This is a genomic window from Shewanella sp. UCD-KL12 (genome assembly GCF_001957125.1).
Classification (GTDB): domain Bacteria; phylum Pseudomonadota; class Gammaproteobacteria; order Enterobacterales; family Shewanellaceae; genus Shewanella.
This window is the reverse complement of record NZ_MPHJ01000004.1, coordinates 210,001-226,157: the sequence shown is the minus strand read 5'-3', so window position 1 is coordinate 226,157 and position 16,157 is coordinate 210,001. Positions and strand designations below refer to the sequence as shown.

At 40.8% G+C, this 16,157-nt stretch carries 12 protein-coding genes; 4 read left to right on the top strand and 8 right to left on the bottom strand.

The annotated features are described in order from the left end of the window. Positions 1-21 precede the first annotated feature (21 nt). On the bottom strand, positions 22-531 hold the full coding sequence (locus BM736_RS10190) for a hypothetical protein (protein ID WP_076411520.1): 510 nt from the start codon (positions 529-531) through the stop codon (positions 22-24). A gap of 526 nt (positions 532-1,057) precedes the next feature. Here BM736_RS10190 and BM736_RS10185 point away from each other — a divergent pair. Then, a complete protein-coding gene (locus BM736_RS10185; protein ID WP_076411519.1) occupies positions 1,058-2,143 on the top strand; it encodes a tyrosine-type recombinase/integrase in 1,086 nt (361 codons plus the stop codon). 268 nt (positions 2,144-2,411) lie between these two features. Here BM736_RS10185 and BM736_RS10180 read toward each other — a convergent pair whose 3' ends face one another. The 4 genes from BM736_RS10180 to BM736_RS10165 all read right to left on the bottom strand — a co-directional run bounded on the left by BM736_RS10180 (position 2,412) and on the right by BM736_RS10165 (position 9,165). Next, the gene (locus tag BM736_RS10180) at positions 2,412-4,991 is read right to left on the bottom strand and encodes a M1 family metallopeptidase (protein WP_083700035.1); all 2,580 of its coding nucleotides are present in this window, start codon (positions 4,989-4,991) and stop codon (positions 2,412-2,414) included. 365 nt (positions 4,992-5,356) lie between these two features. Further along, positions 5,357-6,073 carry an RluA family pseudouridine synthase gene (locus BM736_RS10175; protein ID WP_076411517.1) on the bottom strand — a complete coding sequence of 239 codons (717 nt, stop codon included), beginning with the start codon at positions 6,071-6,073 and terminating at the stop codon, positions 5,357-5,359. A gap of 225 nt (positions 6,074-6,298) precedes the next feature. After that, positions 6,299-8,191, bottom strand: coding sequence for a S8 family serine peptidase (locus tag BM736_RS10170; protein WP_076411515.1), 1,893 nt, complete (start codon positions 8,189-8,191; stop codon positions 6,299-6,301). Between the two features lie 422 nt (positions 8,192-8,613). Next, positions 8,614-9,165, bottom strand: a complete 552-nt coding sequence (locus BM736_RS10165; RefSeq protein WP_076411514.1) for a GNAT family N-acetyltransferase — start codon at positions 9,163-9,165, stop codon at positions 8,614-8,616. Between the two features lie 333 nt (positions 9,166-9,498). Here BM736_RS10165 and BM736_RS10160 point away from each other — a divergent pair, with 333 nt between their 5' ends. Further along, positions 9,499-10,764, top strand: a complete 1,266-nt coding sequence (locus tag BM736_RS10160; protein ID WP_076411512.1) for a sensor domain-containing diguanylate cyclase — start codon at positions 9,499-9,501, stop codon at positions 10,762-10,764. A 70-nt stretch (positions 10,765-10,834) separates the two neighbouring features. On the opposite strand, the gene BM736_RS25410 is transcribed toward BM736_RS10160, so the two are convergent. Further along, positions 10,835-10,960, bottom strand: a complete 126-nt coding sequence (locus tag BM736_RS25410; RefSeq protein WP_256717779.1) for a hypothetical protein — start codon at positions 10,958-10,960, stop codon at positions 10,835-10,837. 212 nt (positions 10,961-11,172) lie between these two features. On the opposite strand from BM736_RS25410, the gene BM736_RS10155 reads away from it, so the two are divergent. After that, on the top strand, positions 11,173-12,783 hold the full coding sequence (locus tag BM736_RS10155) for an ABC-F family ATPase (protein WP_076411510.1): 1,611 nt from the start codon (positions 11,173-11,175) through the stop codon (positions 12,781-12,783). Positions 12,784-13,148: 365 nt separating this feature from the next. Here BM736_RS10155 and BM736_RS10150 read toward each other — a convergent pair whose 3' ends face one another. Next, positions 13,149-14,042, bottom strand: a complete 894-nt coding sequence (locus BM736_RS10150; RefSeq protein ID WP_076411799.1) for a LysR family transcriptional regulator — start codon at positions 14,040-14,042, stop codon at positions 13,149-13,151. A 163-nt stretch (positions 14,043-14,205) separates the two neighbouring features. Between BM736_RS10150 and BM736_RS10145 the strand changes: the two genes are divergently transcribed. After that, on the top strand, positions 14,206-15,462 hold the full coding sequence (locus BM736_RS10145) for an adenylosuccinate synthase (RefSeq protein WP_076411508.1): 1,257 nt from the start codon (positions 14,206-14,208) through the stop codon (positions 15,460-15,462). A gap of 306 nt (positions 15,463-15,768) precedes the next feature. On the opposite strand, the gene BM736_RS10140 is transcribed toward BM736_RS10145, so the two are convergent. After that, a complete protein-coding gene (locus BM736_RS10140; protein ID WP_076411506.1) occupies positions 15,769-16,146 on the bottom strand; it encodes a hypothetical protein in 378 nt (125 codons plus the stop codon). Between the last annotated feature and the right edge of the window lie 11 nt (positions 16,147-16,157).

The following is a 16,157-nucleotide window of genomic DNA, read 5'->3' as shown; positions in this document are numbered from 1 at the left end:
CTAAAGCCAGACCAAAAAGCACTAACAATTTTCAGCTTCTTTTTTTATCGCCTCAGCTTCAGTCAGTAAATTATCAATAGCCTGATCAAAACTATCAAACCTCTCCTTTTCCATATACATTTTTATTTTCACTATCAGATCATTGCTAAGTTCAATATGCGATTTTTTTTGACGTTTTTTTATTTGTGATAACTCTTTACGAACCATACGCCAACCATAATCGCTAAAGTATAGATTTAGCTGCTGGTTCAATAGCGTGAGTGATTGGGTTAAAGCTGTACCTTGTTTTTTTCTGTTCAAGGTCACTTGCTGTAAACGCTCCATTAAAATTATATATTCTGGGTTATCACTTTTATCCATTTCGATAATTAAATCTGAAAACCAATCTTTTCGTAAATCAAGTTCACTTGGGTGAACAATTCTAAAGATCAACGGCAGTGAAACGGTTAACTCAGACTCTTCAAGCAACAAGAGTTTCCGTCCAGCTTTTGGTGCTTCACCATGGTAGACCCAAGGGTATTTCAAACTCATATTTTCTCCGTAGAATTTTTACTGATAAATACATCAAGTATCAACTTCTATCAATTTCGCTTAACGGTGTATTCGAATTGGACAGCCTAAAATCTTGCTTTACCCCATCAATAATTGACGACATTGTACCAGCAAACTCCCTTACTTCAATAGTATGGTGCAACCATTATTAATGACGTGTTTTGATTTTATTGGCGATTAAACATGCAGTTAAGTTATCGAGCTTTGCCTGAACTGACAATCTTTTTCACCCCTTGCTAAAAAAGCCAATTCCATTAAAAAAACATTTTTCAGATGACAAAATCATTTAGTATACCCGGTCACACTTACTTGTTTAATAATTAAACCAATAAGTACTATTTCTGTGTGATATTTATTCTAATACTCTTTCTGTTAATTTCTACCAGTGATAATGACGATTATCACTGGTAGCTGTGATGCCATTTAGATATAATTTGTGGCTTATAAAAAGCTGCATCCTTGCTACAAACGAACATTACATTGGTATTAAGGTTCTTGAATAAATATGTCTAAGTTAACTCAACATCTGCCAAATTCGTTTGTTTCAAATAATGGCCACCAGCAAAAGCTAACTGAAGACAATCTGTTTTTTGAAGAGCAAGCCCTACCTATCTCTATCTTAGATGACTTCAAAAGTGCAGCGAGTGAAACTCAGTATGAGATCTCTTACAATACACGCCGTGCTTACCAAACAAGCTTTAATATCTTTAGCCGATATTGCGAGCAACATGGATTAAATACCCTGCCGGCAGATCCCCGCTCAGTCATCTCTTTTATTGGTCAGCAAAAAGAGCTGATTAATCAAAAAACAGGCGCGCAGCTGTCTAAGCAAACATTAACGACTAGGCTTGCTGCGATCCGATTTTTTCATATTCAGGCAGGTTTTCATTCTCCTACCGAACACCCATTAGTGCTTCGTGTTATGAGAGGCTTGAGTCGAAATCAGTTAAGAGTCACTAGCGATTATGATCAACAGCCTATTTTATATGATGAGCTTGAACTGCTGATCCAGACGATTGATAACCAAAAGCAGACATTAACAAAAGCCAGGGATAAGGCGATAATTCAACTTGGGTTTCAGGGAGGTTTTCGGCGTTCAGAACTCGCGAGCATTCAAGTTAGTCACGTTAATTTTTTACGTAATAAACTCAAAGTACGACTCGCTTACTCTAAAAGTAATCAACAAGGTCATAAAGAATGGAAAGATCTGCCTGAGGCCGAACCATTTTCTGCCATGTCAGCGGTAAAGCTCTGGCTTGATGAATCACAAATTAAACAGGGACATCTTTTTCGTTCACTGTCACGTGATGGCGAAAGCCTACGCCCCTACTTTCAAGCAAAATCTGACCTTGATCAGGATGCAGGTGTTCAAAAAAATAGTGGTTTTTTACGCGGTGATGATATTTACCAAATCATTAGAAAGTATTGTCATAAAGCGGGCTTAAGTTCAGATCTTTATGGCGCACATAGTTTGCGCAGCGGCTGTGTTACTCAGCTACATGAAAATGATAAAGACCATCTGTATATCATGGGTCGAACAGGTCATACCGACCCTCGTTCATTAAGGCATTATTTAAAGCCTAAAGATTAATCAGACTATATTAATCTCATTTTATCTTCTGGTTGATAGAGTAAATACATCTCCTATAAAATGGTTACACCACTTTATCATGAATTGATTTTTTACTGGTAAGTATTGCCATTTAAGAAAGTTAAGATAGAACAAAATGTATACTAATTAAACAGATAGAGATAAAAAAGCGAAGCTAGATAGCTTCGCTTTTTTAGATTATCGAACAGGTTGAAACGCTGAGTTTTTCAAAAAAACCACAGGTTTTAATTAACCCACTAAATTAGTCTTATAGCTTCTGCAAGAAAGCATCGACACTTGCCTGCTCTCTATTTTTAAGTTTGACACAGTTACCCACTTGCTCATTTAGCTTAGCTAACGAACGTTTAAACTCTGGCGAGCTTGAAAGTTTAGGCGTAAAGAAATCATTGGTTCGCTCAAGGGCCTTAACATCACAGCCACTGCCCGTATAATTGGGCAATTTAGCAACAGAAAATGGGGGTAATTTAGCTTTCACTGCTGGGTAATTTGCATACAGCCAATCTCTAAATAATGCTTTTCTTGCTGGTGTATAAGATTGACCGTACATGATGTAGTTTAAATCTGGCGAATTTAACTTATCCGTTAAACTATAATCTAGCATCGCTTTTTGTGCTTTAGGCTCTGCTGCATAGCCTAATGCGTACATTAGTTTTGTGCGCATTTGCGGGTTTTTAGTGGTCTCAAATTTATTTTTAAATTGCTTTATAAGCTTATTATCACCATAGAAAACAGCTATTTGGAGTTGAGTGCCAATCAAGTAAGCATCAAAGTGCTTACTCTCATTAAGATAATCTAAACTTGCTTGTTTAGCGGCATTGATAACCGTTTTATCTTTAGCTTCAAATGCCAAAATAGAAATCAGACTCGGTCTTAGTTTACTGATCGCAGCACTTTCACCATCAACAGCAACACTGCCATATTTAGTTATCGCGTTTTGCGCTTTCCCACTAATAAATGTTGCCCATTCAGCACGATTAGATTCATCTATAAAGGTATCTTTTTGGATCTGTAAATAAGACAAAGCCGATGAAACAATTTGAGGATGCGCATCATCTACAAACTCTCCTAAAAGAGATAGGAGTTCACCTGCAGTGATAAAACCGCCATCAAGCAGCGCATCAGCTGATGAAATTAACGCTTTACGCTCTCTATCTGTCAACGCCGCTTTTGCATTTTTAAGCAAATTCGATAGCTGCTTGTCATCTAATAACCAACGGTAATAACCCATAGCTTCCGCATCTGGATAGATCCAATCTGGTTCAAACTCAAGCGTGACTTGCTTTGTTTTACTATCTAACAATACGGTTTGAGTGATCTGTCGCTCATCTTTACCATACTTGATAGATACTGGGACAACCCATTGTTGTGCTGGCGCCTCACTACCTGAATATACAAATCGCTCTTGAGAAAGATCTAACGTTTTACCATTAACCTTAACCTTGATGAGTGGATAGGAAGATTGTTCAATAAAGGTACTTAACACTTTGCCGACATCTTTACCTGACGCTTTAGAAAGCGCAGACCAGAGGTCATCTGCGGTAGTATTCTGAAATGCGTTATCTTTAATATATTGACGGATCCCTTGCTTAAACTCCTCTTCACCAATCCAATTTTCAACCATAGATAACACGGCTGAACCTTTGCTATAAGCGAGACCGAGGCCATCCATGATATCCGCTTCTGTTTTTATCGGTTTACGAATTGGCTTAGTCGATAAACGTGCATCCATACTCATAACACGATTTTTAGACAATCTAAGATGTGACTCAAACTCTGGATGAAGTTCATGAGTGACCTTAGCGGCCATCCAACTTGCAAATGCTTCGTTTAACCAGAGATCGTTCCACCACTGCATGGTGACGAGATTGCCATACCACTGATGAGCCAGTTCATGGGCGACGACTGATACTGAAGTACGTTTGGTATTTTGATTAGCTGTACTTTCATCGAGCAGTAAAATGTCTTCACGATATGTTACTAAACCCGCATTCTCCATGGCGCCAAACGGAAACTCAGGTAGCGCAACAGAATCTAATTTTTTATAGGGGTAATCAACTCCAAAGTAAGACTCTAAACGTTCAAGGATCGCAGGCATCTCATTGGCGGCATAATTAGCTAAACCGATTTTACCTTTGGTCGTAATGACTTTACCAGGGATCTTCATCCCTTCTACTTTAATTGATTCAAACTGACCAATGGCATATGCCACTAAATACGAAGGGAGCGGTTTTGTTTGAGCAAAAACATGCGTTGTTTGGTCCCCACTCACTTGTTTGCTGACTACCGGCGTATTACTAAACACTTGCTCGGTACTTGGGGATGTTATGGTGACTTGAAACGGGATCTTATATTCAGGCTCATCAAAGACAGGAAAGCTTCTGCGCGCGTCACTCATTTCAAACTGAGTAAATAAATAGGGCTGGCCTGCATCTATTGTCTTATATAGACCTACAGCTTGACGATTATACGGTGCGGTAAAATCCAAGTGAAGTTGGTAAGTACCTGGCGTAATGTCGGTATCACATATCAAATTGACAATGCCTGTATCTAGCATTTTAGCGGTCATATCACAGGACTGTTCGCCAGATAGTTGAATGTTAGTTGCGGTATAATCAACACCGTTTAACTGAATAACTTTCGTTTTCTCAACAACTTGGATCTTAATGTCAGTACTACCAGAGAAACTATCCTGATAGGGATCCAGCGCTAAGCTTACAGCCTGTGAAATTGGTTTTGCATGTTTACTCAATACAAATTGATTTGCTTGTAACTCACCTGCTCCAAGCAGAGAAACAGTTACTAAGCCAGTGGCCATAACTCGATACATATCTATTCCTTTATTATTGTTAGCGCTGTTTAAATTTGACGATTTGAAAAACTTGAGATGAAGTTAACCCCAAAAAGATGAAGCTCAGTCGAAAGTGCACACTCAATAAACTCGCACTCGAGTGCTTCGACTGCCTAGGCTTAACAACAAGTTGCGCAATATTAACAAAGCTAATACATTCAGCGCTAGCGTATCTTGGCTGATTTACGAAAGCGCTGCTCATTCATAATGGTTTGATAAGAGTTTTTTGAGGTTTTATCACAAATAAAAAACTCTGGCTGATGAAGCTCACTCAATTAATCGTGCAAAATCAGTAGGTTACTTTTTGGTGGTGAGCAGTAGTGAAAGTTAAGTTGCTATAAGTATCAAAACGGACTGTTACACTTTATTACCATAGGCGTTAAGCTGATTGGGTGCTCAAATGTTAACTCTTGAGCATGTAACATTAATCGACTAGCCATAAAAAAAGTTTCATCAGGCGAGTAAAGGTCACAACCTAAAATAGAGTGACCAAGATGTTGGCTGTGTAACCTCAGCTGATGAGTACGTCCAGTAACAGGCTCATACTCAACACGCGTCACTTGCCTGCTACCCGCTCTAACATCATCGACATAAAACTTATCATTAGGAGATTGAGTGAAATGCGCTAACACACGAAACTTAGAGCGAGCTGGCTTGCCTGTGTCTTGGCAAATCTTCATTAGCGGAAAGTTATCGATATCTTTAGCAATAGCAGCATCAACAATCCCTTCATTTAACTTAAGTTTGCCATGCAATAAAGCGGTGTAGCGTTTAGCAACTCTACGTTCGCTAAACTGCTTGCATAATAAGGCGTTAACTTGCTTATTCATGGCAAGCAACATGACACCGGATGTGCCAAAGTCTAGCCTGTGGATCAAGGTACAAGTTGGAAAGTCCTTCACTAGGCGATGATGAACAGAATCTATATTAAGTGGATGCTTTCCCGATAAACTCAACAAACCGCTTGGCTTATTGATCACAAGTATATGCTCGTCCTTGAACAGGATTTCAATCTCTTCATGACATTTAGGGACGATAAATGGATCGGCTTGAGGCTGCATTAATGCTCATTGAGTTACTATCTTGATAATTGAAGCGAATTTTACACAAAACCGATGGGAGTAAACAGAGTAATAGACATTTTGGCAAAATTTGTACTGCTTGCTATGAGGTTAGATGCTAATTATTAGGCCCAACAAATCCCTTGAATAAACGCGTAACAGTATAAAAAGCCCTAATTTATAGGGCTTTATCATTACTTGATTTATTCACAGTTAGCAATAAACTTAAAAGCTAGCTGTTAGCGTAAGGCCTGAGTACGCGCGATAACCTCTTAGCATGATATGGTACATACCAGATTGGCTAACAGTAATTGAGCAGCTCTCCTCATTACCGTTTTTATAAGGGCGACAATCATAACTGGCTGTCGAAGGCGCACTCCCTGCTTTTACATAGAGATCGGCATCACCACTGCCACCTGTTGTCACCACAGAGAGCTGAGAGCCGGCAGACACATAGACTTGATAAGCTGATTCAGAATTTTTAGCGCCACTGATATTAGTGACTGCTACGCCATTTTCTAAACAGTTAGTACCGGTACAGCTACCGCCTCCACCGCCACTAGAATAGCTTGCGGTCAGTGTCGTATCAGCGTAGCTACTATACCCATGTAACATCACATACCATTTACCCTCAGCTGGGTTATTGATGCTACAAGATTCATTGTTGCCACTTTCATAGGGACGACATTGATAGCTACTTTGTGTCGGCATGCTGCCTTGCTGTAGATAGAGATCTGCATCGCCACTACCGCCAGCAAGATTTACTGCTAACGTACTCATACCTGCAGGTACATCGATAAAGTAACCCGTTTCAGAACCTGTCACGCCACTTGCGCCGACCCCTTGATTATTAGTCAACTCAGTTTCTTCTACTGGGCAGTTATTGCCACATCCACCACCTGCACCATCAAGCGCGAAAAGCAGCTCATTGGGCGAGCCCGTTTTGGCATCTGTGACTTTCCCTGCTGTAGCTCGACTTGAAAGCAACGCATCAACTTGAGCTGGTGTAAGAGAAGGTGATTCATCAAGATACAGTGCGGCTACACCAGCAACATGGGGAGACGCCATAGAGGTGCCACTGATAGTGTTAGTGGCGGAGTTTGACGTGTACCACGCGGAGGTAATACCTGAACCTGGCGCGTAAATATCTAAACAAGTACCATAGTTTGAAAAACTAGAACGACTATCATTGCTAGCTGTAGAGCCTACTGTAATTGCGTCTGCAGCCCGTGCAGGCGAGTAGTTACAGGCATTGGTGTTATCATTACCAGCAGCAACAACAAAGGTTATCCCTGAAGCAACGGCTGCATTTACCGCATCATCAGTAGCTTGTGATGCCCCTCCCCCTAAGCTCATATTGGCAACCGATGGCCCCTGAGCATTATCTTTTACCCAGTTGATACCGGCAATCACCCCTGAGTTACTGCCTGAGCCGCTACAACTGAGCACGCGTACTCCAACGACATTGGCATTTTTAGCGATACCGTAACTTGAACCTGCAATCGTACCGGCAACATGGGTACCATGACCATTACAATCTGTTGCGTCACTGTCATTATCAATAAAATCATAACCACTGACAGCGCGGCCACCAAACTCGTTATGGCTATTGAGTACCCCGGTATCGATCACATACGCCGTTACACCAGCACCATCAAAATCATAATGGTAGTTACCATCTAAAGGCAGATCACGTTGATCGCTTCTATCTAAACCCCAAGTCGGGCTACCTTGATCGCCTGGATTACTTGCTAACGGACTAATAGACATCATTTGATCTTGCTCAACATACTTAACATTGGGGTCATTGAGTATCTTGTTAATGTCTGCTTTGCTTCCATTTACCACAACACCATTTAATGCGCTACCAAAGTGTTTTTTAATACGCACACCAAACCGATTCGTTAACTGTTCACCTTGTTGCTGCGCATAACTTTTAATTGAAAGGCCATCTGAAAGGTTAAGTACACTTGGCGTGTTAAAAACAACGATATAGGTATCTTTAATAGCACGTGATTGTTCGACCTCAATCATCTGTGCTTGATACTCTTGTGCTTGAATAGCAGTTGATGCCAATCCTGTGGTAACTGCTATTGCTATCAAATGTTTCTTATACATGGTTTAACTCCATTTATATTAATTAATGCCTCAGGGGCAGAGTTAACCTAGTTTATTAATAAATAAGTACAATATTAGATAAAGAGTTTGTTGCGTCGGGAGAGTTAACCTGCGTAAAATTATATTTACGGCTTATGTTCAACTAAATAAAAAATCTGGAATTTTGAAAAGAGTTTATTTTATAAAAAATGCAAATCAGTAAACGACAAGATTAAAAAAAGTGATGGAGTTTTATTAACTATTTGTTTGATTAAGCCCCTCACAAATTCATCACTTAACCATTATCTTATTAACTCTTTGAGTTCATAAATGAAAATATAAAGAGTTACTAGAAGGCAAGCTAAGAGATAAACAGAAAGTATGATTTGTTGATTTATGCCGATTTATGTGTAAAAAACCGGCATAAATCACTTTAATTATGGTTATAACACTTTTTGATAAAATACTAACTCCATATCACCAAGGGGGTCTCGGTGTACTTCTTTCTTTAAAAATGTCATCCCTAGCTTTTTCATTATATTGATGGAGCCATGGTTATTCTCTATTGCTAAAGCAGAGACTGTGGTAATTTTTTCATCTGCACTCACAGCTTCCATCACAGCCTTAGCGGCCTCTGTGCCAAACCCTTTACCCCATGTCGCTCGCTTAAAACGCCAACCTAGCTCTAAATTATGGTATTGAGGTTGGTCTGTAAAAAAGTCCATCGGCCGCACCAGTACCCAACCTAAATAGTCACTACTAAAATCATCACACGGCGTTTTTAATGATACTTTCCAAATTCCCCAGCCTTCAGTCTCGTCAGCATAACTTTCAAGTCTTGGGAGCGATACTGACAAAATATCCTCCATGCTTGTCATTTTACCGCCATTGATAAACTTCATTACTTCAGTGTCTTGATCAAGCTCAAACAAGGCATCTGCATCGTTACGGGTCATAAACTGAAAGGTTAACCTGTCACTGTTAGGGATTTTCACATTTGCTCCTTATGTAAAATTTTAAAAACCATATTACTTTAAATGTGGTTTTTAAACCTAAAAAAACAGTTAACTTTAACTAACAGATCGCACAATAGCTGTGATTCACAGCCTGTACTCACTTTCACTGGTTATGCACGACTTATGCAGTTTTAAAAATATAACCCCGAGATATTTTTAACCTCTATGCATTTTTTAGGGTAAATATGCACAAAAGGTACCTGAGATGCCACAGGCAAGCGTTAAGTTGAATACCTTTAGATACAAGTTTGTCTCATAAGCACTATTTACAACTAAACTTAATTAATGCGATGAAAAGACAGAACGTTACAGATGGCTCAAACTGCAGAGGCATTACAAAAACTGGTTGATGACATAGCTGCGAGTGTGGCTATTGTTGAGTGCGACACCAAACAACAATATCGAGTCGTGGCTTACAATCAGCTTTTCCTTCAAATGCTGGGGCAAGAATCAACAAAAATCCCTAAACCTTGCCTACTCAGTGCATTAGTATCAGCTGCTGCAGCTGAGCTGTTTAGCACTTACCTGCCCGCCGTATTTCAGTTACATGAAGCAATAGAGATTGAACGTAGTTTTGGTCAATCAAAACAAGCCCCTTGGTGGCGGTTGTTTTTAAATCCCATGGAAGATGCTACAACTAAACCCAAGCGAGTCATGATTATAGGTATTCATATCAATGAAACCCATGATGAGTTTCAAACTGAAAACTCCCGCTTTAGCTCAGTCATTGACACGGCCTATGATGGCATTATCAGCATTGACACAGAGCAGAGAATTACACTTTTTAATCATGCAGCAGAACGTATGTTTGAGTATCAAGCAAGTGAAGTACTGGGCCGATTTGTTACCTGTTTAATGCCAGAAAAATATCGCAATGCACATGCTGGCTATATTCATCAGTTTTCTAAATCTAACATATTAAGTAGAAATAGAAGCGATCGTGTATTAATCACTGGCGTTAAAAAAAGCGGTGTTGAATTTCCAGCTGAAATAAGCATCTCTAAGATAGTCGTAGAAGGAGAGCTAGAGTTCACCGCTATTATCAGAGACATTTCAAATCGATTGGCGCTTATAGATAAACTTACCTTACAAGCAAACACTGATAATTTAACCGGCTTAAAAAACAGAACCTACTTTAACCAACAACTCGATAATATGAGTTTGCAGTTTAAAAGGTTTAATATGTGTTTCTCTATACTTATGTTAGATCTAGATAACTTCAAACTACTCAATGATAACCATGGTCATTTATTTGGTGACGAAGTGCTTAAACAGTTTTCAAAGGCCGCAAGTGGTGTTTTAAGAGAAGTTGATCTATTAGCAAGGTATGGCGGAGAGGAGTTTATTGCATTATTACCAAATACCAACTTAGCTCAAGCAAAAGACAGTGCTGAAAGAGTGAGAAAAAAAATTGAGCATTTAAATGTGACTAACGATAAGGACAATATTGTTAAGTTCACGGTGAGTATTGGTATTGCTGAATTTCAAGTGACAGATGATACCAAAAGCTTAGTTGCCCGTGCTGATGAAGCACTGTATCGAGCAAAACATCTTGGTCGTAACAGTGTCAGTAAATGAGAATAAAAAGGCCGTCAGAAGATGGCGACCTTATGCTTATCAAGTCACTGATTGACAATAGCCTAAGAAATTAGAATCGGTAACCCACCGTAAACATCACGGTGCCAAAATCTTTGTTAGAAACTGCATTTTTTTCACGATGTGTCGGGGTAACCACTTTATCTTTATTGCTGTAAGCAGTGCCTGATACATTCATATCCCTTGAACCATTTTGGAAGGTGTAATGTAGGTTAAAGTTCAGGCCTCTATCTTATAAACACGTGATAGATAACGTTTAGCCAAAATAATGTTGTTGAGTTAGCGTTAACCTAAACCAGTTTCTCCTATCTTATTTTTCTTAAATTCTGTATACTGCCGCGCTGCTTTTAAAGCTCATTTATTCCGCTATTTACCCCGAGGATCGCCGTTATCATTAGTACGAACAATATCACCATGCAGTTTGGCGCTGAGCCTTTGTTTGAAAACATTTCAGCTAAATTTGGTCACGGCAATCGTTATGGCCTTATTGGTGCAAACGGTTGTGGTAAATCCACATTTATGAAAATCCTTAGTGGCGTACTAGCACCAAGTTCAGGCAATGTCTCAATCACACCGGGCTTAAAAGTCGGTACTTTGAGTCAAGATCAGTTTGCCTTTGAGCAATACAGTGTTGTTGATACTGTGATCATGGGTGATGCGAAACTGTGGGAAGTCAAACAAGAACGTGACCGTATCTACTCATTGCCAGAGATGAGCGAAGAGGACGGCATGAAGGTTGCGGAACTCGAAAGTGAATTCGCTGAAATGGACGGCTACAGTGCCGAGAGTCGCGCTGGCGAGATTTTACTTGAAGCGGGTATCGAAGAGAACTTTCACTTCGGACTTATGGAGCAAGTCGCTCCAGGTTGGAAATTAAGGGTATTACTCGCTCAAGCACTTTTTTCAAACCCTGATATCTTGCTGCTTGATGAGCCAACCAACAACTTGGATATTCATACTATCTCATGGTTAGCGGGTGAGCTTAATCAACGTAAATGCACCATGATCATCATCTCCCACGACAGACACTTCCTTAACTCAGTCTGTACTCATATGGCGGATATTGATTACGGCGAACTGCGTATCTACCCTGGTAACTACGAATACTTCCTAGAAGCTTCTGGTCTTATTCAAGAACAGCTATTAGCCGGTAATGCAAAGAAGAGCGCCGAAATGGCTGAGCTACAAGACTTTGTAAACCGCTTTGGTGCGAATGCTTCTAAAGCGAAGCAAGCAAGCTCGCGTGCTAAAAAGCTCGAGAAAATCAGTCTTGATGATGTAAAGTCATCAAGCCGTATGACACCCTCTCTGCGTTTTGATGAAAGCAAAAAGATGCACAGGCAAGCGCTTGTCATCGAAGAACTCGGTCACGGCTTTGATGGAGAGACCCTTTTCTCTGGTGGCGATTTGATTCTTGAAGCTGGTGCTAAGCTTGCCGTTATCGGTGAGAACGGTGTTGGTAAAACTACCCTGCTTCGCTGTTTAGTCAACGAGCTTGCTAATAATGAAGGTACCATCAAGTGGTCTGAAAATGCCGCGATTGGTTACTGCCCGCAAGACAGCAGCAAAGATTTCGACAATGATCTGTCATTATTTGATTGGATGTCTCAGTGGCGTACACCTAAGCACAATGACCTAATGGTTCGCGGTATGCTAGGTCGCCTACTCTTTACCGAAGACGATGCCAACAAGAAAGCCAAAAACTGCTCAGGTGGCGAGAAAAACCGTCTGTTATTTGGCAAGTTAATGATGCAAGACATCAACGTGCTAGTGATGGATGAGCCAACAAACCACATGGACATGGAAGCCATTGAAGCACTAAACAATGCGCTTAAACTATTTGAAGGTACCCTACTTTTCGTCAGCCATGACAGAGAGTTTGTATCTTCATTGGCAACTCACATTATTGATGTAAAAGATCAAAAGCTAGTTAGCTTCCACGGTACATTTGATGAGTACCTTGCCAGCACAGCTGAAGCCTTAGCAAAAGGCACCGCGTAATACTTGCTATCACCATTAGCGGCTTGGACAGTTCGAAGCTGAAAATGAATCAATACCGATAGCAATAAATGCCGCCAACTTAATAGTAAGTCAGCGGCATTTTTGTATCTGAAGCACGTTCACAATGACCTGTCTTTAGTTCAGGAATAGGATATGAATAGGCTGTCATTCCGGCGTGCCTTTAGCCGGAATCCATTCTTGTATGTTCAAAAGCTGGATCCTGAAACAAGTTCAGGATGACGATACCTTAGCTTCACTAGGCCATCGGCCATCATCTTGGCTCTCCAAGACCGAAGGTCGCCATCTCTGCTCTACAAAACCGCAGGTTATCATCTAAGCTCCCAAGCATAGTGCCCTTATTCCTTTTACCTATTTTGCGAACGGATGATCTCCTCATCCACCCATTTTAATAGCTGCTTGATCGCTTTAGATAATATCTGGTTTTGCCGCACGATATAACCAAGGCTAGTCGTTGGGAATTCAGGTAACGGCGTCACCTGAGTCTTTAAGTTTCGTTTACTAGATATTGAAAAATCTGGTACAATTGCGACACCAAAACCTGCTTCTGCCCAATCAATCTGAGCATCAACACTGCCCACTTCCATTATGCGATACTGAGGTAAATCGAGTGATGATAGCGCAGAATCGAGTAGATCACGGGTGCGAGTATCATGGCCTAATAAGATTAGAGTCGGTTCACTTTCAAGTTCCCGTTCGGGTTGCTGCTTCGCATTTTGCCATAAGGCTAAGTTATCACCCAGTGCACACCAGCGGATCTGTTGCAGCTCAGTGAAGTGCAGCGGTTGACTCTCTTTTTGAGCAATAACAAAGCCTAAGTCGGCTTGGGCACTTTTTACTAATTCAGATGCCTGAGATGAGGTGGTATTTAACAGTGAGAAGTCGATACCTGGGAATTGGGTTTTGAACAACTGAAAGGGAGATATTAACAGCAACCGAGAGATAATATCACTGGCTGCTATGGTGAGCGTGCCTTGGCTGAGATCATTAATAGCATTGAGATCCCCTTGGCAGATCTGCAGCTCCATTAACGTTTCTTGGCTAGTAAGCAGTAAACGTTCGCCCGCCTGAGTTAAATGAAAAGGGTTGCGCTCAATCAACTTGACACGAGTATTATTTTCTAACTGTTTGATATGCAAACTGACATTTGGTTGAGTCATATGAAGCGCTGCAGCAGCTTTACCAAAGTGTTGGTACTGAGCTAACGTAACAAATGTTTTTAGCCAATTGAGTTCTAGCATGATCATACCTTTTGGTGTCAGTTTTAGCTCACTATCATTTATGGGCTTATCATATATCAAATTACCCCATATGAAATCCTTATTGATTTGATAATAATAATTAATTTACCATATTTACGATATTCAATTAGCATAGTCGCTTAATTATTCAGGAGTGTGAGCTATGCCGTCTATTGTTGTTGTGGGTGCTAATTGGGGTGATGAAGGAAAAGGTCGAATAGTTGACTTTTTAGCAGCAGATGCCGCTGCAAGTATTCGTTTTCAAGGTGGTAATAACGCCGGCCACACCGTCGTCAATGACTTTGGTACCTTTAAACTGCATCAACTTCCAAGTGGTATCTTCAACCCTGACTGCACTGCGGTGTTAGGTCCTGGTATGGTCATCAGTCCTGCAGCATTAAGCGAAGAGATTGCCGAAGTGAAAGCTGCTGGCGTGAGTGTAAAGCTGCACATTTCAGATCGCGCTACCTTATGTCTGCCATTACATGCTTTGGAAGATACCCTTGAGGAGCAGCGTCTAGGTGACGCTGCTTATGGCTCTACCAGACAAGGGATATCACCAGCCTATGGTGATCGAGTAATGAAAAAAGGCATACTTGTTGGTTGGTTAAAACAACCAGAAGTGCTACTTGAGCGTATACAATTTATGCTCGATTGGAAGATGCCTCAATTAAAGGCACTCTACCCTAGCTGTGATTTCAGCCAAAGCGCTGAAGAGATGACAGAATGGTTATTAGAAGTTACCGCACCTTGGCGTGAATTTATCTGTAACGTCACAGAGCCTTTGAAAGCTATGCAAAACAATGATGCTAGTTTACTGTTTGAAGCACAGCTTGGCGCTGGCCGAGATTTGGTTTATGGGGAATACCCATGGACGACCTCATCAAACGTCACTGCAGCATATGCAGGAATAGGCAGCGGGTTACCAACACTACGCCCAGAGCGGATCATTGCCGTGGCTAAATCATTTAGCTCATCAGTAGGAACTGGTACTTTAGTGACAGCGATGGAAGAGCAAGATAACTTCCGTGAAACGTCTAATGAATATGGTGCAACCACTGGGCGTCCTCGTGATATGGGCTACTTTGATGCCGTTGCCACTCGTAATGGAATCGAATTACAAGCCGCAACAGAGATTGCACTGACTAAGATTGATTGCTTGACGGGCATGAAAGATCTTAAGATCTGCGTATCTTATGAAGGCGAGCACACTCAAAACCCAATCTGGCCTCAAACCGCTGCCCTTTCACCTGTTTATGAAGAGATGCAAGGTTGGAGCGAGGATATTACCGCTTGTAGAACCTTTGATAGCCTGCCCCAAGCTGCTCAGCACTATGTGCTTAGTATCGAGGCGCTCATGGGAGTCCCTATTAAAATGGTCTCAGTAGGACCAGAGCGCGACCAGATGATCCTTCGATAGTCATCGGTATCTCTATGCATGGTCATCTATTAATAGTTATCTGTAAGTGAGTTATTTTAGTGGATTGCCTTTAGGCTTATTCTGGGATTTACTTGTTCGGGATCTAGATGTTGATGTTATTTCAGCAAATGGATCCCGATCACTCAGTATAGTGGATAGCATCAATAGAAGAATGTGAGGCTAACCTAAGCTATTGCAAGGCTAATTTGAGCCAAAGTTAACGATACTCCCACATTCTTCAATTGTCCCCAGATCTGTTTAGAGATAAGACTTCTTCGTTAAATCTTTAGTAATAATTCATAGGCGCTAAGCCTTTTGCTTATTAAACTGCAACAAGCTCATCACTGACAAAAATGTAAAAAACACCGGGTCGCTCCAGCCTATTCCGCTAAATATGCCAGTAAGTCCTGCATAGGTGGTGATCACGACCCCTAACAGATTTAAAATGAGTAACGCTAAAAACAGTCTCTTGGCAATATTTCCAGGTTCAATGTCCCGCAGTAACAAGCTAATGGCAGCAATCCCTCCTAGAAATATCGAAGTATGTTGTGACAGAAAATATGCGTATTGATCGTTTATCTCAACACCATACATGGGCCACATAAGCGCCGGAATAATAAAAAGCGCTAATGCAAAAATCGCGTAGATACCACCATGTACTGTCAAAAATGTTCTGTTATTCATAATACTACCCT